This is a genomic window from Mesorhizobium helmanticense, from assembly GCF_003034915.1.
Taxonomy (GTDB): domain Bacteria; phylum Pseudomonadota; class Alphaproteobacteria; order Rhizobiales; family Rhizobiaceae; genus Mesorhizobium; species Mesorhizobium helmanticense.
In genome coordinates, this window is record NZ_PZJX01000060.1 from 1 (window position 1) to 20780 (window position 20780).

General features: G+C 59.7%; 19 protein-coding genes and 3 pseudogenes. 3 read left to right on the forward strand and 19 right to left on the reverse strand.

The features are described 5' to 3' along the window. Nucleotides 1–580: 580 nt before the first annotated feature. The 19 genes and pseudogenes from C9427_RS30385 to C9427_RS30470 form a co-directional block, all read right to left on the reverse strand. Complete coding sequence (locus C9427_RS30385) at nt 581–865, reverse strand: hypothetical protein (protein WP_107652717.1); 285 nt, start codon at nt 863–865, stop codon at nt 581–583. Between the two features lie 1243 nt (nt 866–2108). Further along, nucleotides 2109–2375 (reverse strand): hypothetical protein, encoded by a 267-nt coding sequence (locus C9427_RS33930; protein ID WP_146172614.1) that lies wholly within the window; start codon nt 2373–2375, stop codon nt 2109–2111. Between the two features lie 269 nt (nt 2376–2644). Further along, a protein-coding gene (locus C9427_RS30395) for an IS5 family transposase (RefSeq protein ID WP_107652719.1) occupies nt 2645–3405 on the reverse strand; the annotation gives its coding sequence in 2 pieces (ribosomal slippage) (nt 2645–3066 and nt 3066–3405; 762 coding nt in all). 384 nt (nt 3406–3789) lie between these two features. Next, nucleotides 3790–4800: pseudogene (locus C9427_RS30400) on the reverse strand (IS91 family transposase); the annotation flags it as partial. Nucleotides 4801–5095: 295 nt separating this feature from the next. Further along, nucleotides 5096–6151 (reverse strand): annotated as a pseudogene (locus tag C9427_RS30405) (IS110 family RNA-guided transposase); the annotation flags it as partial. Nucleotides 6152–6304: 153 nt separating this feature from the next. Further along, nucleotides 6305–6460 carry a hypothetical protein gene (locus tag C9427_RS34270; protein ID WP_167434546.1) on the reverse strand — a complete coding sequence of 52 codons (156 nt, stop codon included), beginning with the start codon at nt 6458–6460 and terminating at the stop codon, nt 6305–6307. A gap of 91 nt (nt 6461–6551) precedes the next feature. Continuing rightward, entirely contained in the window at nt 6552–7910 is a 1359-nt protein-coding gene (locus tag C9427_RS30410; protein WP_107652721.1) for a cytochrome P450, read from the reverse strand. A 40-nt stretch (nt 7911–7950) separates the two neighbouring features. Then, on the reverse strand, nt 7951–8385 hold the full coding sequence (locus C9427_RS30415; protein ID WP_107652722.1) for an SRPBCC family protein: 435 nt from the start codon (nt 8383–8385) through the stop codon (nt 7951–7953). Between the two features lie 31 nt (nt 8386–8416). Beyond that, a complete protein-coding gene (locus C9427_RS30420; RefSeq protein WP_107652723.1) occupies nt 8417–9445 on the reverse strand; it encodes a methyltransferase in 1029 nt (342 codons plus the stop codon). Nucleotides 9446–9456: 11 nt separating this feature from the next. Beyond that, nucleotides 9457–10413 carry a beta-ketoacyl synthase N-terminal-like domain-containing protein gene (locus C9427_RS30425; protein ID WP_167434547.1) on the reverse strand — a complete coding sequence of 319 codons (957 nt, stop codon included), beginning with the start codon at nt 10411–10413 and terminating at the stop codon, nt 9457–9459. Between the two features lie 19 nt (nt 10414–10432). Beyond that, nucleotides 10433–11692, reverse strand: coding sequence for a beta-ketoacyl-[acyl-carrier-protein] synthase family protein (locus C9427_RS30430; RefSeq protein ID WP_107652725.1), 1260 nt, complete (start codon nt 11690–11692; stop codon nt 10433–10435). Beyond that, nucleotides 11689–12483, reverse strand: coding sequence for a cyclase family protein (locus C9427_RS30435; RefSeq protein WP_107652726.1), 795 nt, complete (start codon nt 12481–12483; stop codon nt 11689–11691). The genes C9427_RS30430 and C9427_RS30435 overlap by 4 nt, the downstream gene beginning before the upstream one ends. Then, entirely contained in the window at nt 12480–13616 is a 1137-nt protein-coding gene (locus C9427_RS30440; protein WP_107652727.1) for an NAD(P)/FAD-dependent oxidoreductase, read from the reverse strand. The genes C9427_RS30435 and C9427_RS30440 overlap by 4 nt, the downstream gene beginning before the upstream one ends. After that, the gene (locus tag C9427_RS30445; RefSeq protein ID WP_107652728.1) at nt 13613–14062 is read right to left on the reverse strand and encodes a hypothetical protein; all 450 of its coding nucleotides are present in this window, start codon (nt 14060–14062) and stop codon (nt 13613–13615) included. Before C9427_RS30445 ends, C9427_RS30440 begins: the two co-directional genes overlap by 4 nt. Before the next feature lies 1 nt (nt 14063). Continuing rightward, nucleotides 14064–14513 (reverse strand): SRPBCC family protein, encoded by a 450-nt coding sequence (locus C9427_RS30450; protein WP_107652729.1) that lies wholly within the window; start codon nt 14511–14513, stop codon nt 14064–14066. Further along, nucleotides 14510–15229, reverse strand: a complete 720-nt coding sequence (locus C9427_RS30455; protein WP_107652730.1) for a hypothetical protein — start codon at nt 15227–15229, stop codon at nt 14510–14512. Before C9427_RS30455 ends, C9427_RS30450 begins: the two co-directional genes overlap by 4 nt. A 32-nt stretch (nt 15230–15261) precedes the next feature. After that, complete coding sequence (locus C9427_RS30460; protein ID WP_107652731.1) at nt 15262–16749, reverse strand: coproporphyrinogen-III oxidase family protein; 1488 nt, start codon at nt 16747–16749, stop codon at nt 15262–15264. Beyond that, a complete protein-coding gene (locus C9427_RS30465) occupies nt 16733–17218 on the reverse strand; it encodes an EVE domain-containing protein (protein ID WP_107652732.1) in 486 nt (161 codons plus the stop codon). The genes C9427_RS30460 and C9427_RS30465 overlap by 17 nt, the downstream gene beginning before the upstream one ends. Before the next feature lie 117 nt (nt 17219–17335). Further along, a complete protein-coding gene (locus C9427_RS30470) occupies nt 17336–17821 on the reverse strand; it encodes an SRPBCC family protein (RefSeq protein WP_107652733.1) in 486 nt (161 codons plus the stop codon). A gap of 409 nt (nt 17822–18230) precedes the next feature. Between C9427_RS30470 and C9427_RS35275 the strand changes: the two genes are divergently transcribed. From C9427_RS35275 to C9427_RS30480, 3 genes and pseudogenes are all read left to right on the forward strand, one after another. After that, complete coding sequence (locus C9427_RS35275) at nt 18231–18446, forward strand: hypothetical protein (RefSeq protein ID WP_280954163.1); 216 nt, start codon at nt 18231–18233, stop codon at nt 18444–18446. After that, nucleotides 18355–19149 carry an IS66 family transposase gene (locus tag C9427_RS35280; protein ID WP_280954162.1) on the forward strand — a complete coding sequence of 265 codons (795 nt, stop codon included), beginning with the start codon at nt 18355–18357 and terminating at the stop codon, nt 19147–19149. Before C9427_RS35275 ends, C9427_RS35280 begins: the two co-directional genes overlap by 92 nt. A gap of 47 nt (nt 19150–19196) precedes the next feature. Continuing rightward, nucleotides 19197–20748, forward strand: a pseudogene (locus tag C9427_RS30480) (ISL3 family transposase). Nucleotides 20749–20780: the final 32 nt, after the last annotated feature.

Consider the following 20780-nt stretch of genomic DNA (forward strand, 5'->3'; position numbering starts at 1 on the left):
ACATCTTCATCAGCGTCGGTTAACTTTGCGGCGCCCTCCCACGTGCTGATCGCGATGGGGATTGGTGCTGTGGCCGCCGAGGAATCGATCCGTTTCACGACCCAAATCGATATGGACGAGGCCGCGATTGCCCAAGCGGAGGCGCTCGAAGAGGTCCGGCCTAGGCTTGAGCTCTGAAGCTTTCGCCCCTTCCGCATAGCTATAGATGACGTTGACGATGGTGGAGGTGATGTCGGGATATCGCGCGACTAGGTGGGCGGCTGCGGCCGTATAGTCACCGGCCGACAGCTTGTCGACAAGGGGAGCGACCTCCCCTTCTGCGTGTCCTGGGATCTCATAAAGGGTGACAGCAAATTCCTCTTCAGTTCTGGGTCTAGCGGCGGACACCATGCATCCATTTCGGCATAGTGGCGTTCGATCGCCGACGCCGCGTCCGCGCCACGGACCAACGCCCCATAGTCACCCTCTTGGGTCATCATCAGGAACATCTTCGTGCTCGTGAGCATCATAAACTCCATCATCATGGGAAAAAGCGGTTGGAGCGAGGAGCGAACGCCGTTCGGCCCTCCGGGCAGTTCGATTAGGCGGCCATCTTCACGCCCTCAACGGGATCGGGGAGTTCGCGGGCGACCTTGGCAGCCTCGGGGTCGTTGACGTCGATGAGTTGCGGCGCCCGGCGTCGTGCTCTTCCTTCGTCATGACGTCGGCCGCGACCATCCAGCAGGTCACGTTCGCCGCGCGCGTCCGGGATTCCGAAACCGGCGTCGATCGCGCCGCTGGCCTTGATGAGTACGCCCTCCCAAAGCGGTGCGTGCATCCGCCAGTCGATCCTATTCGCGCGGCTGACCGCCTCAGTGAGTGGCATGCGGCCATCATGCTTGCGGCCCTTTGATTAATGATTACACAAACATTCCTTTATATCTGCACTTACGTCAAGTTCTTTTGTGCAAATACCATAATCGTTCTCTGAACGTAAAAGTGTTTAAATGTCGACATATCAACATCTTGATTAATTGTTTTCCTATTTATTTAGAGCTCCCTAGGATTTGGCAGTATTTTCATTGAGAAGTGACCGATGTTTGAACTCACCCCTGCTTGATGATTGCAGGGGACTGTGGAGTGATAGACATCCCCGCGCGGTGAACTTCTCCTTCTTCCTTTGCCTTGCGGCTTGCCGTACCCGGTCCCAGCGCATGGGACACACTTGCCCGGTCCTGCGCCCGGCGCGTGCTTTGCTGGTCCGCATTCCCCTTGGTTCCTGCCCTTCACTCCTCCTGCTCCGCAGCCGGCTGGCCGGCCTTGTTCGCATGGTTCCTCGCTACTATGGCGGAATCAGACCCCTCGTGACCGTTCATCTCCGGCTACGGCTCCTCGCCTTCCCGATGCGGACCAGCCATGGCACGCCATGCTGGCCAATCACGAGGTCTCGCGGTCCCGCGCAAGAAGCGTCCATGCATGCCAGGGTCTACGACCACGCCGGGTCGGGCAGGCACTTGCGATATCGCACCCTTCCGTATTGCCTATCCGTTGGATAGATGGCGTCGGCACCCGGGATAAGATCTGTTTCGCGGCTCAATGGCTGGCCTGCACTCCCGATCGACGGCCCCGCTCTGCCAAGTTGAGTGCATCGCGTTTTGCTTCGACGGTCCGGCATTTCGCCATGGGGCCCATCGGTTCGTCGACCCGGATCCGCCAGGACTGATCAGGCCCTGGTAGATTTCCAGAAAGAGTAGTAATGTGCGGGACGGTCAGACGTTCTTCATGATCGCACCTTCTATGACAACGCCCGCGGTCACATATTTCCAAAGTGCGACCAGCAGCTTACGGGCCAGCGCCACGACCTTGACACGTACTTTCCCTGTGAGGGGCACAGATATACGGTAAAAAATTCAAATCGTGATCCGCGTGGCTCCGTTATAGAGTTGCCCGCCAGCGGGCAGAATGCCCCGTTGGCCTTCCTTGCCCCTTCCGGCCTGGCCTTCGCATCTGTCAAGGCTGCGCGGCCCGCTTTGACAGGGCGGAAACCCGGTAGGACTTCCACCCTGCCCTATCGAGGCAGCTTCGCCCGATGGTGTGCAATATATTCAGTGACCGCATGATGGATGACCTCATTCATGCTGTGGCCGTTGAGGACGGTCAGGATCTTGAACTCCCGGCGCTCTTTGTGCCGTCAGATAGTGGGTCATCTGAATCATTTCGTCATCGGCCAAAGGCTTGCCCGCGACCGGATCGCGTTTTTCGGCCCGCTTACGCATCGCCGAAAAATTCGGCTTGGTTGCGCTTCGAGCGGACGCTTTGGCTGCCGGGCTTGCCGCCGCCGAGTCGGCGATCGGCGCCTGCGGCGCTGATGCAGCCGCCTCGGACTGATCCGGCATCCTGCGCCGGCTTGTGCGGAAAACCGCGCGAAAAGCTTGGCAGCTTTGGCGGCTCGGGCAGCTTTATCGCGTCCATCAGGCGCGCTTTAGGGCTGTGCGAGGAGTCCAGTCAAGGAATCGAAAATCGACCACGTTCCAGTCGGCTGTTGAACAAGCTCAAATCTGTCCATTGGGCGTACTCGCTAAAGGGAGACTAGTGACATGGACAAGTCCCCACCTCCAATGGCTGGTCCTGTTTGCCAGAATACTAGGGCGTAGTGACGATTTAACTATCTGAGCCAGATAGCGATGGCGGCGAGTTTAACGAAGCCCATGAAGTTGGCCAGCAGCTTGTCGTAGCGGGTTGCGACACGGCGGAACTGCTTGAGCTTGTTGAAGAAGCGCTCGATGAGGTTGCGTTCCCTGTAGAGATGGGCGTCGTAGTGGCGCTGGACCTTGCGGTTCCGCTTCGGCGGAATGACGATTTCGGCTCCGGTTTCGGTGATCTTTTCATGCAGATGGTCGGCGTCATAGCCCTTGTCGGCGATCGTGGCGCCAGCCTCGAAGCCATCGACAAGATCGTGAGCAAAGGCGATGTCGTTGCGCTGCCCGGGGCTGGCGATCAGGCGAACCGGTAGCCCGAGCGCATCCCCGGCGGCATGGATCTTGGTGCTCAGTCCGCCCCGAGACCGACCCAAGCCCTGGGCATCCGCCCCCCTTTTTCCTTGCGCGCGCCGGCGGCATGCTGATGGGCCCGCACGATGGTCGAGTCGATCATCAGCCATTCCAGATCAGCTTCGCGTGCCAGGACCGCAAGCATGTCGTCGAGCACACCCATCTCGATCCAGCGATAATAGCGCCGCTTCACTATAGCGTGGTTGCCAAGCCTTTCCGGCAGGTCGCGCCAGCGGCCGCCCGAACGCGCCATCCACAACAGCGCATCCAAAAACCGCCGGTTGTTCGTCCTGGGACCTCGCTTGCCCCTGGTTCCTCCGGGCACGAACCCTTTGATCCGATCCCACTGATCATCCCGAAGCGCATCGCAATCCATCGCTGACCTCCAAAAGTCAGCGTTGAATCTGGAGGGTTCTGTGTAGTCGCGGGCGCGATTGGGCGGGCACGCACGGGTCGCGACTACATTGAAGCCTGATTGAGCTGAACCGCGGGATGGCGGGCGGGACTATGGGGATTTAGGGCTCGACAGTGTGTCCGAGGCGCCGGAGCGGGCTCGCCGATCGCTCTTGGGCGGTCGCCCGTCGTCGCGATGCAGGACCATCTGCGACGCAAGAGACGGCGCCATTGGGTCGTTGACGCTGAGGTGCAGCGTTGCTGGCGACAGCCAGGGCTGCGACTTTGACTAGCGGCGCGCAAAGGCCCTTCGGCGACTGTAGCAGACGCCGGGAAGGACGGTGCGAGCGTGTCGGTGCGCAGCGCGTCATGAGGTGTCTGGCCAGGTCGGGGCCTTGCGCGGGACCGGGCCGAGCGAGGCCATGGCGCCGCCGCAGCCCGGACAGATGTCCAGGGAGCGCCCTGTGAGACAGCGGTAACGCTGTCGATAGTCGGCGGTCGGGTCGGGCGTCAGCGGCGTGGGCGCCGCCAGAAGAAGACGGCACTGGGCGAGCTTGGCGACGCGGTGGCCGTTGGCGAGGAGGCCGTAATGGCGGATGCGATGGAATCCGTCTGGAAGAGCGTGCAGCAGGAAGCGCCGGATGAACTCGTCGGCGCTTAAGGTCATGAGCTTGTGCTTGGACTTGTCGTGGTGGCGATAGTCCTTCCAGCGGAAGCTGACCTTTCCCTGGTCCAGGCTCACGAGGCGGCTGTTTGTGATGGCGACGCGATGGGTGTAGCGGCCCAGATAGGCGAGGACCTGTTCGGGACCGCCGAACGGGGGCTTGGCGTAGACGACCCATTCGATCCGCTTCAGTCCAGCCAGTTGGGCGCAGAAAGTGGTAGGGTCGGCCAGGCTGGCGAGATCGCTGAAGAAGCGAAGCTGGCCAGCGTCGAAGGCGTCCTGCAGGCGCTCCAGGAATAGCCGCCTGAACAGGCGCGACAGAACCCGCACGGGCAGGAAAAATCCCGGCCGGCAGGCGATCCATCGCTGGTCCCCGGCCTTCGCCGTGGCAGGCTCGAGCGACAGGCCGCCGCCCGGCACGACGCAGTGGACATGCGGATGATGGTGGAGATTTTGACCCCAAGTATGAAGCACGGCGACCACGCCGATCTCGGCGCGCAGATGCCTGGGGTCGGCCGCCACCACCTTCAAGGCTTCGGATGCGGCCTTGAACAAGATCGCATAGACCGCCGCCTTGTTCTGGAAGGCGATCTCAGCGATCTGGGCCGGGACGGTGAAGACCACGTGGAAGTATGGGACCGGCAGCAGCTCAGCCTGCCGCTCGGCCAACCACTGGGCGCGGGCTATGCCCTGGCACTCACATGGGCGAACTCGGGTCAACCGGATTGTGTACGGCTTACGGCTTCATGGATTATCTCCTCGTGTTGTTACGGATCCGAGGTTGAGCCTGTTTCCAATTCGAGCATTTCTGGCTCGGTTGAAACTCACATACGGTCGCCGCCTCGCGGCGGCTGCACCCTTATCCCACATACGGCGGCTAGGCTCAGGGGGACGTGACCATTCTTAGGGGCGGTTGTTGAGACCATATGCCAGGCCGGTTCGTCCACCTGGATCCGCCGGGGCTGATCAGGCCCCGTCAGATGGCGAAAGAGGTTTGGTTGGCTTCAGATCAGGCCGACTTTATGATGGCGCCCTCCATCACCACACCGGCGGTCGCATACTGCCACAGTGCGACCAGCAGTTTACGCGCCAAGGCGACGATCAGCGGCTTACGCAGCCGCCCGCCGTTGCGCTCGACCCGCTGTTTGAACCACTGGCTGAGGGCTGAGTTTGGTTGGTGTCGCAGCCACAGCCAGGCCATCTGCACCATCGTTCCTCTCAGCCGCGGATTGCCCGCTTTTGAGACGCCCTGCTCATGATCGACAGAACCGCTCTGCCAGGGCGTTGGCGCAAGCCCGGCGTAGGCCGCAAGCTGCCTTCGATTGTCGAAGTGACGATAAAGACCTTCAGACCAGAGTACGTTGGCGAACTCAGCGCCCACCCCCTTCAGCTGCAGCAGTCTCACCACCGGCGCCGGGTCGTTCGCCTTGGCCCGATCCAACAGCAGATCGTCGCGCGCCGCCTCGACCTTTTGCAACTGCTCCAGGATCAGCTCAAGCCGGTCGAGCTCACGCACAACCTGTGCCTTCAGGTGGAAAGGTAAGGCGCGACCATCACCCGTTTGCAGACCCTCGAGCCTGGCGCGCCGGTCGCGACGCAGCGGCTCATAGTCACCGACACCCTGGGCGAACAGCAGCCCCTTGATCCGGTTGACGTGCTCGACCCGCTCGGCGATCAGCGTCTTGCGCTCCCGGCAGATTCGGCGGCGATCCTCTTCCTCGGGGCTCGGCGGCTTGACCATGGAGCAGACCCGCGGCTCGCCGCGCTTGTAAGCCAGCAAGGTCCGTACCAGGGTCTCGCCGTCGATCTTATCGGTCTTCGCCCGCCGGCGTCGCCGAGACACCAGGATCGAGGCGGCGTCGACCACGTGGCTCTCGATCGCTTCGCCCTGAAGCACCCGATGGATCCAGAAGCCGTCTAGTCCAGCCTCCTGGATGACAATAATCCGGAAGCGCTCGCCGGTTCGTGCCCGGGCCCTTTCCTGGAGTGTCGCAAACAGCTCCAGGAGTCCCGCAACGTCCCCGCCCCGCAGAGAATGCTTGGACATCTTCTCCCCGCCACCCGGCTGTGGACACTTTCACTTCGCCTTCCATTAGAGCAAGATTCGATGATGCTTGGTCGCTGATACGATGACGACGTGCAACCCTCTGCGCGGTTTCAGTAAAGGGATTTTCTCCATCCGTAGTCATAAGGCCGGCTTCGGTGTAGTAACTATGCTTTAGCTGATCTGCGTGCCGACATAGACGCCTGACCAGTCAGGGATTGATGAAGTCTCCACGATCACCGGCGGCAGTTCGTTCATTGCAACGTCGGCAGCCAACGTCTCTCCCATTGCGAGGCAGATCAGCGCAGCTGATGCGGTAAGCAATTTCAACGCAATATCCTCTCAAAATGATCTGACGCCAGAGCGGCTTCTCATGATCGGGCCGGTTTAGCCAGTGCAGAAAAAGAGAAAGATGCTTGGCTTACATCAGCGGGGTCAAACGAACTTTGACATCCTGATTTGGCTGCAACAACACGCCTCCAATCGCTTTTGGCGCGCATGCCATGCTTAGCCGAAACCGCTTTAGCGTCCCGACAACAAATGTCTGCATCTCCAGTTCAGCCAATGCCCGTCCGATGCAAACTCTGGGCCCGTTCCCGAAAGGGAAAAGTGGCCTTGGCTCGGCGGAGAGATAACGATTGGGATCGAACGCGTCGGGATTTGCGTAGATCGACCCGTTGCGATTAGCGATAAAGGGAAGCAACATCACCCTCGCCCCACGTTCGAACCGGTGACCCTCTATGATCACCTCCTGGGTGACGTAACGGATATTGAACCACAGCACCGTGTAGAGCCGCATTGCCTCGGAGATTACACGGCGAAGCAGCGTGTTTTCGTCAAACGCGGCAGGATGCCTGCCATCGCCATATAGACCGCTTTGCACTTCCTCGCGCAGGACCTCCTGTATGTCCGTGTTGACGGCCAGGAGATGCGTGATCCAGTTCAGCGTGGTCGCGGTGGTTTCGTAACCGGCGACGATCAGGTTGATTGCCCGATCCAACAGGCGCTCACGAGCGGCGGGATTGGTCTGCCAATCCGGTTCGTCGATCATCATTTTTCGCAGCAGACCTTCGTTGGAGTTTCCTGCCGCCGCAGTCTCGATTAGCAGCGAGGCCTGCGCGCGAAGCGCCGATTTGTAGCCACGTGCACGCCTGCTGAAGTCGAAACGATGAAAATCGAGGATTGCTGCATCGAGGATACGTTTGATCCTCAGGAAATTCCAGTCAGCAAACATATGGTCCGGAGCCAGGATATCGCTCATAATTCGGCCGGAGAGCCGCATGGCGAGTTCGGAAATATTATTCACATGGACGCCAGCGGCCATGGCGTCGTCCAACAACGCGTCCACGTGGCGAATTGCGATTTCGCCGAAATTGTTCATGGTCGCCGCTTTGGAAAAAGCGCGCGCCATGGACTTGCGATGGCTGGCCCACTCCGCATCAGTGTGGGTCGCCAACATTCCCTTGCCGATCATTGCCTGCAATTTTGCAAGGTCGGCCGTATGATGGGGATATTTCGTAAAGGTGTCGTGCCCGCGAAAAATCGCATCGGCGACCACGTAATCAGCCACGAAGTAGGTTCGTCCCCGGAGGCCCGATCGCGACGACGACACAGGGCCCCATCGTTCAACAATTTCGCGAAATACGCCGAAGATGCGATTGGAGTCCGTTAGAGCTCGTGACCGCATCAGAAAGAACACCATCGACGGGCCAGGCGGCACGGCGATTTTGGTCGTGTGATCGCGGATCGGCGAGCCTAGGCTCCGGTCCTGGGCGTTCATGGGGCATTCTCCAAAGTGGCGCTGCTTCGGCGCAGTCCAGTCAGCCGCGCCGTTCAGCGAGCTTCACGAGGTTGCGGACGGACTGTTTGACGCCCGGTTCCATTCCGGCCCAGATGGCTTGTTCGAAGAATTCCGTTTGTTCGGGAGCAATTTCGGCCTCAATGTTGTGCGTCACACGGATTTTCTGACCCTCCTGCGTGATCGTGTGGCTGGCGCGAATCGTTCCGAAGGGCAGCTTGGTTTCATCGACAAAGCGCTTGTTCGGGATCACATCGACAAGAGTTGCCTCGATCGGCGCTGGCGCCCCTTCCGGCGTCAGCATGAAGGTCTGGCCGACATCGAATGAACCTTTTGGTTCACAGGCGATGATCCCTTCATCCCAGTTCCGCCACCCAGGAAGGTCGGACCAAAGCGCCCAGATATCCTCGGGCTTGGCGGAGGTGAGTTCGCTGTGGCTCGTCGAGTATTTCTTCATCAGTTTTCTCCAGTTCAGCTATGAATGTTGATCAGATCTTGCCCTGTGGAACCGCTATGAGCAGGCAGCTGAAATCCGACACCGGTTCGACGCTCACAACGCTATATCCGGCCTTTGCCAAAAGGGTGTCGAATTCCAGCCTCGTTCGCTCGCGCCCCCCTGTGAGAACGAGCATGTTGAGATCGGTCGACCGCGCCAGCAGTGGCTCACTGTCGCCGCCTAGCATCATCTCGAGGAGGAAGAGCGTGGCCCTGTGATCCTCCCCGCGCCGCACGTTCCTTAGGATCTCGATGGCTTTATCGTCGGGCCAATCGTGGAGAACGTTCGAAAGTACATGGGCGTCAGCTTGCGGCACGGACTGAAAGAATGAGCCACTGCACGCGATCACACCTTGAGCCTGGACGGCCGCGCGACACGCATCGATAACCTGCGGCAGGTCGAACAGCAGGCAGTCGATCTCGGGATACTCCTCGGCGATATTTGAAATCAGAAATCCGCTGCCGCCACCGACATCGCACAGTGAAGCGTGACCGGCGCCACGCATCCGCTTTATGATCGCGGCCGAGGCGTCCTTGGCGATGAGCTGCGACAACCCACGCATTGCCCCGTCGAAATGCGCTGCAGTGGCGGCGTCGCGGCCAACACGGGCGAAGATCGGTTCGCCATGCCGGATAGTGAATCCTGGCTCGCCGGTGCGTATTGTGGTCTCGAATTCCGCCCAGGCACCGTCGAACAGTTCGTGCCATAAGGCAGCCATGTGATTTAATCCGCCATGCGCGCCGGGAAGCATCAGGCGGCCATCTTCGGTGAGCGAAAAGCAGCCGTCGTTACTTCGCAGCAAACCGAGGGTTGCCAGACCCTCAAACGCTCGCAATAGCGCGTCTTCGGCCAGATTGTTTTCCCGCGCGATTTCGGGGACGCGCCCCGAACCGACGGCAATTGCTTCGAACAGGCCGAGCTTGGCGGCAAATCCAACCAGCCTGGACATCCACAATCCGGATATCGCCGCCAGGAGCCGCGTCTCAGGGCGTCGCGCGGATTGACTGAGGTAATTCTGCATTGAATATTCCCTTAAGCTACCGGCAAGATCGCGCACGCGAGATGAAGGCCTTCGAAATCACAGCCCAGAACCAGACTTGAAGTCCCTTCGGCCGACGACCGTGCAGCTTCGATAACCTGGATGGGAAAGCTGGCCGATCCGACATCCATGCCGTCACCAGGTTGCGCTTCCAATTCAAGCCGGGAACCAAAACGATAGCGCAGCAGCATTTCGGTAGCCGCGAGCGCCTCCATCCAAGCCCTGTTCGCTTTATCGACCGACGGTGGCTGGTATTTGATTCTCATCGCGCCCCGGAACTGGTTGATGATGTCATCCAGAGCCCTTTCGGCGCTGCGGCGCGGATGGGAGATGGTCACTTCCGCCAGGCCAGCTGTTTTGGATCGGGAGAGGGCAACAAGCCCAGCTGCCTCGGCGGCCGGATGCGCTACGGAAATGCGGTTCTGGACGGCAAGGGCCTCAAGAACCGGTGGTGCATTTGGGGCCTCCACCCCGCCCGCAAGCGCAAAGTCGAGCGTTCCTCCAGCGACCATGTGCGCGGCATATTCGAGCGCCAACCCGCCGCTCAGACAGCCTGCCGAGAAGGTCTTGCTCTGGCCGAGTATCCCATTGGCAATTGTGATCTCTCCTTGCGCCGCCGCCGGAAACCAGGCCGTCGCCACATAGGGATCAATCTGTCCGGGATCACGGGTCTTGATCATGCGTTCGAGTTGCTGGTGCGCATAATTCCAGCCGGCAAGATCGTTGCCGATGAAAACCCCGACGCGGCTTTTGTCAGCCTGCGCAAAGATCGGCTTCAATTGTGCCGCCGCTAAAAGTACGAGCTGGCTGAAACGATCGATTTTCTTGCTGTGACGTGTGGGAAGCACGCCATCTATACGCCCACGATCGACTGTACGGACGAGAGGTTCGCCCGATCCTCCACCAGAAAAAAGCTCCGGCAGGATCGTAGACGCGGCGGCGATGATCACGGAGCAAGACGACCCCATTTTATGCTCCGTACCGCGAAACCACGACAGCGGAGTGGATGCCACCAAAGCCGCTCGCGGTCTTCAAAACGTTCCGGACCTTTGCCTGCCGCAGCCACGGCGACACGACGTTGAGACCCACGCGTGGGTCCTGATCGAACAGATTGGTCGTTGGCGGGATTACCTGGCGGAAAACCGTCATGACCGCGGCAGCCAGTTCGATAGCATTCGCCGCCGCGAGAGCATGGCCAATTTGTGATTTGAGCGACGTCACCGGCATGTCCTCGGCCCAATTCTGCAGCGTCTTGCGCAACGCGTTGGCCTCGGCCACGTCATTCATCGGGGTTGAGGAACCGTGGAGGTTGACATGATCGATCTCGTCCGCGCTCACGCCGGCATCTGCGAGCGCGAGCTCGATGGAGCGTGCGATGGCCTCGCCCGATTCGTGGATGTCGGTCATATGGAAGGCGCTGCAGACCGAGCCATAGCCGGCAATGACGCCAAGCGGGATTGCGCCGCGGGCGATCGCTGTCGCCTCGCGCTCCAGAACCAGAGCGCCGCCACCCTCACCCAGCACGAAGCCATCGCGCATGGTGTCGAATGGGCAACTCGCCCTGGGAGCAAAGCAGTCGCGCGAAGACGTGGCGTTTATGCGAGCAAAGGCCGCTTCGACAAGTGGTGTGACCGGAGCTTCGAATGCCCCGGCAACCGCCAGATCGACGGCCCCGCACCGCAAAGCGGCAAGCGCGTAACCAACGGCGTCGCAGCCGCCGGAACATCCCGTCGGCAGCAACGCATAAGGGCCACCTAAGCCACAGCGCTCAGCCAGCTTTGCCGCGATGTGGCCGAAGGAAAAGGCGTGCCATGCATCATCGGGCGTCATGGCCCCCTCGCTTTGTTCCCGCACGATGGCTTCCATGGTCGAAATCGGGCCGATCGCCGATGAAACATAAAGGCCGGCTTCGGCCATCAGAGGTTTGCCGGCGCTGTTGTCCAGGCCAGCCCCGCTAAGCGCCTCGAAGATTGCTGTTTCGGCAATTCGGAAGAGGCGATCTTGCCCAGCAGCTTCCGCGGGTCTGTCCCAGGCAAAGAGCGACTGAGGTTCAAATTCGGCAACACCGGCAGCCCTGCCCCGCTTTTCGGCGCCAGGAAAAAATGTACGCTCGCGCACGTGCGAGGTGCCTCTTAAAATAGAGTGCCAGAAGCGTTCGAGCCCGATGCCGGCTGGGGTCACCACCCCAATGCCGGTGACGACGACACGTCCTCGAGAACCGCCGTTCACTGGACTGCACCAAGTGTATTGCCCGGGAGATTCGCATCGTCGAAAATCGCGACCGCCCGCGTCCAGGCTGCGCCGCAGCTTTCAAGCCGAATAGGGAAACAGGCGACGTAAAACCCATACGACCTAGGCAACAGATCAAGCCCGCCGAGACGTTCGATCTGGCAATACTCGCGCCGCCTTCCAAGCACGTGGGCTGGCCACAGTTCCGTCTTGTCTTTCTTTTGCTCGTAGGCGTCGAGCATCCGCTCGAACGGGGAATCCATCCCAAACGCGTCCGTCCCAACAACCCGAACACCCAACTCGAAGAGTTCGTTAAGCGCTTCCGGTGCAATGCCTCGAAAATCGGTGAAATATTCCCGCTGACCCCAGAGGCGCGCAGCGCCGACATCGCACAACACGATCGTCCTCTGGTCTATTCTCTGCGGCAGCTTCGAAAGCGCCGAATGCATCTCTTCGCCACTTACCGGACCGAGGTTGTGGTTTGGCTCGAAACGAAGCACCACTCCGGGGCCAAAGAACCAGTCGAGAGGCAGCGTGTCGATGCTTCGGGCCGGCCGTCCTTCGCACAAGGGGCCATAATGCAGCGGGGCGTCGATATGAGTGGCTGTGTGGGTAGTCAAAGTGACGGTTTCCATGGAAATCGCATGGCCATCAGGGAAATCGGCTGCGGTGAGACCACGGCTCGCACCAAGCACGCTGGCCCCCGCTTCGTGAGTAAGCACCTCGATCGACACCGGCACTGGCTCGCCGGCATTTGCCCGAATGGGTTGGCTGAGATCCAGGATTCTCATCGCGGATGTCCAAGAAATCCGAGGCGCTCGCGCAGGCCGGCGAACCCAGTTGAGCTCGGCCCCCCGGTGATGGCAAACAGGCATGCTGTAAGGATTGGCGAAACGTGAGGATCAACCGCCATGGTGGCGTTGAATTGCCCAGCGAAATCTTCGCAGCATGGCCCGGTTCTGCGCCTCGCCGCGGCGCCGATGAGCTTTACGCGGTCGGCAAAGGCCCGAAAATCCGAGGCTCCCGCCAAGATGGCGTCAGCGCAAAGCTGTCCCGCCAACCGCCCAGTCCCGAGTGCGAAACTCAGCCCGTCCCACAAAAACGGGTCGGTAAACCCCAGCGCGTCACCGACCCGCAAAATCCTGTCGTCCGGAACCGGAAGGTTTGTCGTCTCGACATTTTTGGCCGCGATTACCGGCAGCGTTCTATGGGCGTTCACTACAAGCGCGGAAAGAAATGAGCTGCCGTCCAGCAAATCAAGGTATGTCCTTTCCACATTGTCCGTACCGAAGTCTCGATAGGTCACGACGCCGACGCATATCCGGTCCGCACGAATGGGCAGCACGTACGCAAAGCCCTCTTCCAATGCGGCAATCGTACTGCACCCAATCCCAAATCCGCTTGCCCGTTCGAAATGTGAGAAGGCGTTGTAGCGATCGTCCAACCTGGTTCGGCTGCTTTCAGTGACGTTCGGGACCGCTGTGACCGGATTTTTGCCAGAGGCGTCGATCAGATAGGCGCCCCGGTAGCATTGGCCTTGCGCGTGGAGCGTTACGCCGGCTTCAGACCTCTCGACCTTGTCGACGCGCGCCACGACCAGATCGGCGCCAGCGTCAACCGCCGCTTCGCGCAGGTTGCGGTCAAGTTCGTTGCGGTCGATGACGCCGATATTTCCGTAGAGCGACAAATATAGTTTTGTTTCCCCATCTTGGCCTACATAGCTTACCGAAAGCGGCTTTCGCTCAGGCGGGTTCAGGCCTAACGCTTCAATCGAAGCTTCGGCGTCGGGATAAAGCGTTTCGCTAAGCTTGTGGCTGCGAGGGGCGGACTCGAACAGGCTGACGCTCACCCCCTGTCGCGCCAGCGTGATTGCCGCCGCCGATCCGGCCGTTCCCCCTCCGACAATGAGCGCTGAGCCCGTCACGCGCTAACTCCAGCAAAATGCGACAAGATCAAGGTAAGCCGTTGCGACAGCCTTTCGGCATAGCTGTCTAGGCGGAGCTGGAAGGCGGCCTCCTCTTCGCCGGACAATTGCGCGAGCGTTATACGCCTCGACGCGACAACGACGTTCGTGCCCTGGACAGTCTCGACCGCCCACCTGCCCGACTGGTGAACCAGTGGATCAGGCGGCCGCGGACAAAAGAAATCAATGCGAAGCGGGTGCGTCCGGAAGCGGACCACTTGCATTTGCGTTTGGCGGCCCTCCCAATCGAGTACGATTTCAGCGGCTTGATGCAGACCATCATCATATCTGACCGCGAACGAATGGATTGGCGTCCAGCGCGCTTGCCACTCCGCGCCGGACCAGATCGCATCCATGATGCTGGCGGGATCGGCGGCGACCGGATGGGTGATACAGAGGTCGCGCATCTCAGGCGGCCTCTCTGTTCAGATATGCGTCGAACGCAGCCAGATTCCTGGCGAGCAGCGCCTCCAGAACCAAAGAGGTAGCGGCTTCACGTCCCGGGTCACTCAATGCAAACTCACGTTGCGCGCTGACGCGCGTGCCGCTTCCACCACTCTCCAAAATAGGCGAGAACCGCCACTCGCCCCGCATCAGGGTGAAACCCGGGGGTGACACGAACTGGCACATTTCGAGCCTCTGATAAGGCGTGCCTATTCGAACACCGCTTATGGTTTCGCGCGCATCGCCGTTCAGGGCGATCATGGAAAAGTACTGATGAGTGTCGTCGTCGTATTCAGTGCACGCATCGACTACGCTGCTGAGCGCCCTTGGCCAATTCTTGATATCCCAATATCCTTGGAAAACCTCCCTTATGTCTGCACCGAACACACGTTCGACAACGGCGGTTTTTCTCATTGGACCGCTCCATTTTCGAGACATGTTTTCCAGCGGTCGAGAGCAGATCGCGCATGTGCGGCCAGCCACGACCGAACGCGCTCTGCGCTGGGCACCCCGTGTTCGTCGGGAAAGATTTCGCAAGCCGCTTCGGCCAACCGCCAGGCGTGACGGGTCACCACATGAGTGATGTCCTGGCCTAGTGCGGTCAGGATCCACTCACCGCAATGATGTCGAGTAAATTTCGGTGGCTGGGGTTGGAAAAACCGAATTCGCTCAGGCTCGCAGCGTCTGACGGAACGAACCGAAATGACGCCGCCTTTGCCATCCAGAACTTCCATATCGAATTCCTGGAAAACGCCATCGTTGTAGCGTGTGTTGACGCTGCGGACATGCGGCAGTTTTTCCGGCCATGCTTGGAAGTTGAAGAGCCCGGCATAGACGTCCTCGAGCCGGGCATTGATGGCAATATCTTCGCTGAGCGAGTGGTCAAATGATCCCAAGGTTCTCTGGGACACGCGTTTGCGAGAAATCAGCATCGCGAGGTCGAGCACGGACATCTTCCGGTGGAGCTCACCATCCGCGATCTTGACACCGAATATTTGCTCGAAATCGACCGCCGCGCAGAGAAGCTCCTGCGAATCCATGCCAAGGTCGTCGCCGAGCAATTTGTCTGGCGTCCCACCCTCTACGTCAATCGAAGTCAACGCATCTTCAACCTTAGCCAGAAGTGTCATTTGTGCAAACTCCAATGTTTTCAGCCGGCGGCTCACTCTCCGAGCCAGTACTTGCGCGATTGCGCGCTCACTTCGACCATCGGGATGTTCATCGACCAATTCGGTTCAAGAAGAGCATCTTCGTCTGCCCAAAATGTCGGGTTGAAGAACTCCAGAAGCACGTTGGAGTGCCACTCCACACCGAGTTCGGTGAGGCGCATCTGTCTTTCGTCGACCTCGACGAGATTCTTTTCCTTGAGGCGGTTCACGATCGGGCCGAAATCGTCGAGGAATCCGGCTCCGAACTTCTTGCGATAGGCTGTGAACTCGACGACGAAGAACAGAAGAGTGAAGATGACATAACGCTCACGCTCGATGCGCTCCGTCATGCGGTCGCCGACCGCGGTAATCAGGAATTCCCCTCTATCAACGTGAGCCAGGTACTCGTCCACGTCCTTGCCTGTTCCAAGTCGATATCCATCGAAATAGCTGTATCCGCCCGGACCTATTGCCAGCGCGTCCGTGTATATCTTCCAGCTCCATTCATTGTATTTGTTTTCAAACCCTTCCCGGCAGAAATGGTCGACCATATACTGGCGAAAGTCCTTGGCTTTGGCCAAATCAGAGACTTCCCGTTTCATGTCTCTGACCGCCTGCTCGTCTGGATGGAGAGCCGGTTTGACTTTTCCAGCGCGGATTAGCTTGGCTTGAGGCGTATCGGGGTGGATACGGTACAGGTAGACAGTGAAATGGGGAATGTTGAGGTCAGCCATCACATCCAGATCACGCTTCCAAACGTCCAAGGTATGCTCGGGCATGTTGAACATCAGGTCCATTTGGATGTTGAAAAAGCCCTGGTCTTGAAACGCTCTGATCACCCCAATGCTCTGCGCGGCAGCATGTGGCGACCCAACGATCCTGAGGATTTTGGGCTGAAAGGATTGAACGCCGAGGCTGATCCGGGTGATTTTGGAGCGGGCAACGTAGTTGATCTTTTCTTCATCGAAATCGCGTGCGTTGCCTTCAAGCGTGAAGCAATAATCATCTGCGATGTTGAAGGATTCGAAGACCGCATCCACGATCGCGCGCAGACTGTCTGTCTTTAGGATGGATCCTGTGCCGCCGCCGAGATAGATGGCGCGAAGTCGGCCGGTTCTCCATTTCCGGTAACTTGCCCAATGCCTGATGTCCTTGATCAGGGCGGCCACGTACCGGTCTTCCTCGCCCCGGCGATCGCCCTTGCGCAGAACCTCGATGAAATAGGGACAGGCTTTGCATCGCACACGGCAGTAGGGAACGCTCAAGTACAATACAAAGTCGCCTCCGTCCTTATCCATATCCACGTCATCGACGATGAATCGGTGCCCCTTGTCATTGCGCCGCATCGCTGGCGGATAGAGGATGAACGGCAGGTAGCATTTGCGCGGGTAGGGAATGGAAGCCGAACCGTTGCGGTCCGAGGGAAGGTGCATGTTCACAACCGGCTCCTTATGATCTTTATGGGCGATGGCGGTTTTGTCGACATCAGCCGCGAGCCACATTGAATTTGGCGGCGAGGCCCGGATTCATTCTGGACAAGATCAACGCGAAATCGTTGCGCTCGATTTCGAATAGACCGAACTGAAATTTATAGCCCCATCGTCTCTGATCTCGCGTGAAAGACAGGCTGGCCAGCAGAGGCTTGATCGGCGTGTCTTGAGCGTCGAAGTAAAATACATCGCGACGATAGGGCGTGAATCCTGGAGACATTTCGAACTGGTAGATTCGCCGGTCCTTGATCAAGCCGATTGAGGTGAACATCTGACATTTTTGAACACCTCCCATAGTCTCGGTCGGGGAATAGTAGACGATGCCGTCGCCGAGCATCATCCGTTCGAGCGGGCCTCTTTTTCCGTGCCCCACTTGGGTAAAGCCACCGGCAATCCCGAGCTTGACGTGCTCGCGACAAGCCACCGCGCACCAGAAGCGTTTTAGTTTCCAGTCGTCGAAACGACTTATGCCGCTTTCCATGGAACAACTCGCCCAATCCTCGCTCCGAGCCAGGCCGCGGCCGCTCGCCCAACCCAAAAGGAAAGAGGGTTGGGCGATTGCCGAGCTTCTTGTTTATGATTTGCAAGGGCTTAAAGGTCAGGCCACGTTCCGGTGCGCGGCAATGAGGCGCTCAACATCGACGGGCGTCGCGTAGGGCGTTCTGCTCTTTGTGTGTGCGTTCGCCAGGGCCTTGGTGGAATCGATGATTCCCTGGCTCCACACATCCCAGAACACCTTGCTAAACGTGTGGGCAAATTCCGGCACGATATCGGCGCGCATGGTTTGAGTGACCAGCGAGCCTCCATTTGTGGCCACGACGGACCGCTCGGTTTCGATTGAACCGAATTCGACTTTCGTTACGTCGTGGAGCTTGTTGCGTTCGGCGCTGATGATCTTGATCTCGATTTCGTTCCCAGCAACCGGGGTCAAGCGGTAGGTGCGGCCAGTTTTTGCGGGACCATCGGTCGTCACCCTTTCAAGTCTCACGTCCCAAGATGGCCAAGCTTCGAGATCTGTCAAAGTCGCCCAGATGGTCTCCGGCGAGGCCTCGGAAAGGTAGGTTTGTGTCACTACGAAAGTCATGTCCTGCTCCTCAAAATTTGCACGATTGCGAGAGGTGCTACAAACTGGGCCATGAACACTCTCGGTGGCCTTGTTGTAGCGGTTTGCAGTTAGGCGCAATTCCTGGCGTCCCGTGAGTTTTCGAATAATCCTCTCGATGTGCTCGACCCGATGCCGCTATGCCTGTGGCACTGCTGAGCTGAGCGCTCCGACTCTGAAGATTTTCACGCCAGATCCGGTGCGCGAAGGCTTGGCCGAAGATCTCTGCAGCCTCCGCTCCACCAGATAATTGCATCCTAGCAAATGCCTCTGTTTTCCCTGTACGGAATTCGTCACGGCTTGATCACGGGCGGCTCACGACGCCATTGCGCGCCAATCTGATGCCCCGCGCGCCGGGGCTATACGCCAGCATCTCGCGCACGCCGATCGGCTGTTCAAGGACGAGACCACTGCGCCGGTGATCGATCCCGGACGGGGCAAGACAAAGAAGGGCTTCTTCTGGCGCGACCGCGTCCGACGACCGGGGGCACGGCGGCACCAGTCCGCCGGTCATCTTGTTCCGATATGCGCCGGGACGCAGTGGCAGCTACGCCGAACAGTTCCTCCAAAGCTTGCGCGGAACATTCCTGCAATGCGACGGCTATGATGACCACGACTGCTTGACCCGAATCGAGCGGCCGCAAGGGCCGCGGACACTCGTCCATTCTTGGGGCCATTGGCGCCGCCGCTTTGTGAAGCAGATGCCCAACACGAAGTCGCCGGCCGCCGAGGCCGCCGTGCGCCAGATCGCGACTCTCAAAGCGATCGAAGAGTGCGTGCACGGAATGCCACCAATAGATCGGCTTGCCGCGCGCAAGGAGCATTCGACACCGATCATCGCAACACTGCGGCCGTCGTTCGAAAAACAGCTGTCCATGATCTCGTCCGGCTCGACCCTGGCTACCGAATTCCGCTACGCACTGACCCACTGGCAAGGCCTCACCCGCTTCCTCGAAGGCGGATGGCCTGAACTGGCCACCAATCCGGTCGAGAACGCCATCAGGCCGGTCGCTCTTACAAGAAAGAATGATCGCCGCGCGAGGCACTCGAGGCGGGCATGCAGCCCACTACCCGCGGTCGATCAAGCCTCGTCGATCAGGGAGGACTGGGCTTCCCGCGATAGAATGCGAGTTGGTCTGTCGTTTAAGGCTGAGAGCAAACTGGCGGTAGGGCCAGGGAGCGATCAGAGTTCTTCCGTATGCGCTTCCACGACCTATGTCAGGGCACACCCGTCAGTGTGCTCAAACTGTCAATCGGCTCGGAATGGGGACCCTGGATCGGCGTGCAAAAGGGCTCTGACTCACTTTTGATGGAAATAGGGTGGCGGTTAGCGTTGGTTTCACAAGGAATCAACGCCATGAGCTATGCATTGCGGCCTTCGACCCTCGTCCCTCGCGGCTTTTTGGTGGACGACACCGCCGTTGACGATGAGGTGATGTTGATCACGGTCGCGTCCCGCGAGTCCGGCGAGCCTCTGTCCGGGTTGCGGAACGAGGTCGCAACGGATCCATAGTCGGTATCAGCGGCGCCTGGCGGACCTGCCAATGGCGGGCAAGCCTGTTCGGATCGTCGTTGTAGCTCGGCGGTTCCATTGCGGCGCCGTGTTGTGCGGCCGGCGGATCTTCGCCGAGCGTTTCGACGGGGATGTTCTGGCGCCGTGGGCGCGGCGAACCGCCAGGCTCGACCAAATCGTCCATCATCTTGGGCTTGCGCTGGGCGGCAGGCCCGCGGCCAGCTTCGCAAAGAGGCTGATGCTGCCGGTGAGCAACGACACGTTGCTGCGCGTCGTGCGGCGGCGCGGTAGTCCGCGCTTTGTCCCGCCGAGCGTGATCGGGATCGACGATTGGGCGTGGCGACGAAATCAACGGTATGGGACGATCATCTGCGACCTTGAGCGGCGCAAGACCATCGCCTTGCTGCCTGACCGTGAGCCGACGACGGCCCAGGCCTGGCTCACAGACCAACCCCAGATCGGCGTTGTCGCCCGCGACCGCGGCGGCGGCTACGCCCTTGCGGCCGCCAAAGCGCTGCCTGGGGCGATCCAGGTGGCCGACCGCTGGCACTTGATGGAGAACGCCAGTCGCGCTTTCCTCGACGCAGTTCGCAAATCCATGCGGTCGATCCGCGCCGTGCTTGGCGCCGCCACGATTGATCCAGAACTGCTAACCGCCGCCGAGCGGATTCAATATGAAGGATACCTTCGTCGAGAAGACACCAATGCCGTCATCCTCGGCCTGGCCAAGGACGGGACTACGATTAAGGAGATCGTTCGCCGCACCGGCCATAGCCGCGGCGTAGTCCGCAAGGTTCTGCGAGGCCAGCGATCTGACGTCTTTCGGGTCCGAGAAAGCTCGCTGGATTTTTATCTTCCTTGGCTCGACGCCCAGTGGACGGCTGGGGAGCGCAACGCAACAGCACTCTGGCGGCGCCTAAAGAACCAGGGATTCCATGGTTGCTTGCGTATCGTCACCGAGTGGGCCACGCGTCGCCCGGCGTTCAGATCAAGTGAACGGTGACGCCGTGCGCCCTCGGCCAGAACCATTGCGCGGCTAATGACCAACGGTCGCGACAACCTCTCTAAGTCCGAAACTGTCACGGTGGCGGCGATCGTGGGCGGCGTGCCTTTATTGGTGGAAGCCAGGGAAATCGTTGCAGGCTTCCAGGCCATGGTCCGCAAGAAGACTCTCGCCGATCTCGAGCCTTGGCTGGAGAGGGCCAGATCAAGTCTGGTCGCCTCGTTCGCCAACGGCGTTCTCAAAGACCGCTCGGCCGTCAGCGCGGCGATCACCTTGCCATGGTCCAACGGTCAGACCGAGGGCCAGATCATCAAGCTCAAGCTCGTGAAACGCCAAATGTATGGCCGAGGAAAGCTCGACCTTCTTCAGGCGCGCGTCATCGGCGCTGGGTAGGTTCAATCATCACCAAAAGTGCGTCAGAGCCC

Bases quoted from the DNA above. Each gene is read 5' to 3' on its own strand.
- C9427_RS30385 (WP_107652717.1), bottom strand. From the start codon at position 865: ATGCCACTCACTGAGGCGGTCAGCCGCGCGAATAGGATCGACTGGCGG.
- C9427_RS33930 (WP_146172614.1), bottom strand. From the start codon at position 2,375: ATGCCGGATCAGTCCGAGGCGGCTGCATCAGCGCCGCAGGCGCCGATC.
- C9427_RS30410 (WP_107652721.1), bottom strand. From the start codon at position 7,910: ATGAACGCCCAGGACCGGAGCCTAGGCTCGCCGATCCGCGATCACACG.
- C9427_RS30415 (WP_107652722.1), bottom strand. From the start codon at position 8,385: ATGAAGAAATACTCGACGAGCCACAGCGAACTCACCTCCGCCAAGCCC.
- C9427_RS30420 (WP_107652723.1), bottom strand. From the start codon at position 9,445: ATGCAGAATTACCTCAGTCAATCCGCGCGACGCCCTGAGACGCGGCTC.
- C9427_RS30435 (WP_107652726.1), bottom strand. From the start codon at position 12,483: ATGAGAATCCTGGATCTCAGCCAACCCATTCGGGCAAATGCCGGCGAG.
- C9427_RS30445 (WP_107652728.1), bottom strand. From the start codon at position 14,062: ATGCGCGACCTCTGTATCACCCATCCGGTCGCCGCCGATCCCGCCAGC.
- C9427_RS30450 (WP_107652729.1), bottom strand. From the start codon at position 14,513: ATGAGAAAAACCGCCGTTGTCGAACGTGTGTTCGGTGCAGACATAAGG.
- C9427_RS30455 (WP_107652730.1), bottom strand. From the start codon at position 15,229: ATGACACTTCTGGCTAAGGTTGAAGATGCGTTGACTTCGATTGACGTA.
- C9427_RS30460 (WP_107652731.1), bottom strand. From the start codon at position 16,749: ATGTGGCTCGCGGCTGATGTCGACAAAACCGCCATCGCCCATAAAGAT.
- C9427_RS30465 (WP_107652732.1), bottom strand. From the start codon at position 17,218: ATGGAAAGCGGCATAAGTCGTTTCGACGACTGGAAACTAAAACGCTTC.
- C9427_RS30470 (WP_107652733.1), bottom strand. From the start codon at position 17,821: ATGACTTTCGTAGTGACACAAACCTACCTTTCCGAGGCCTCGCCGGAG.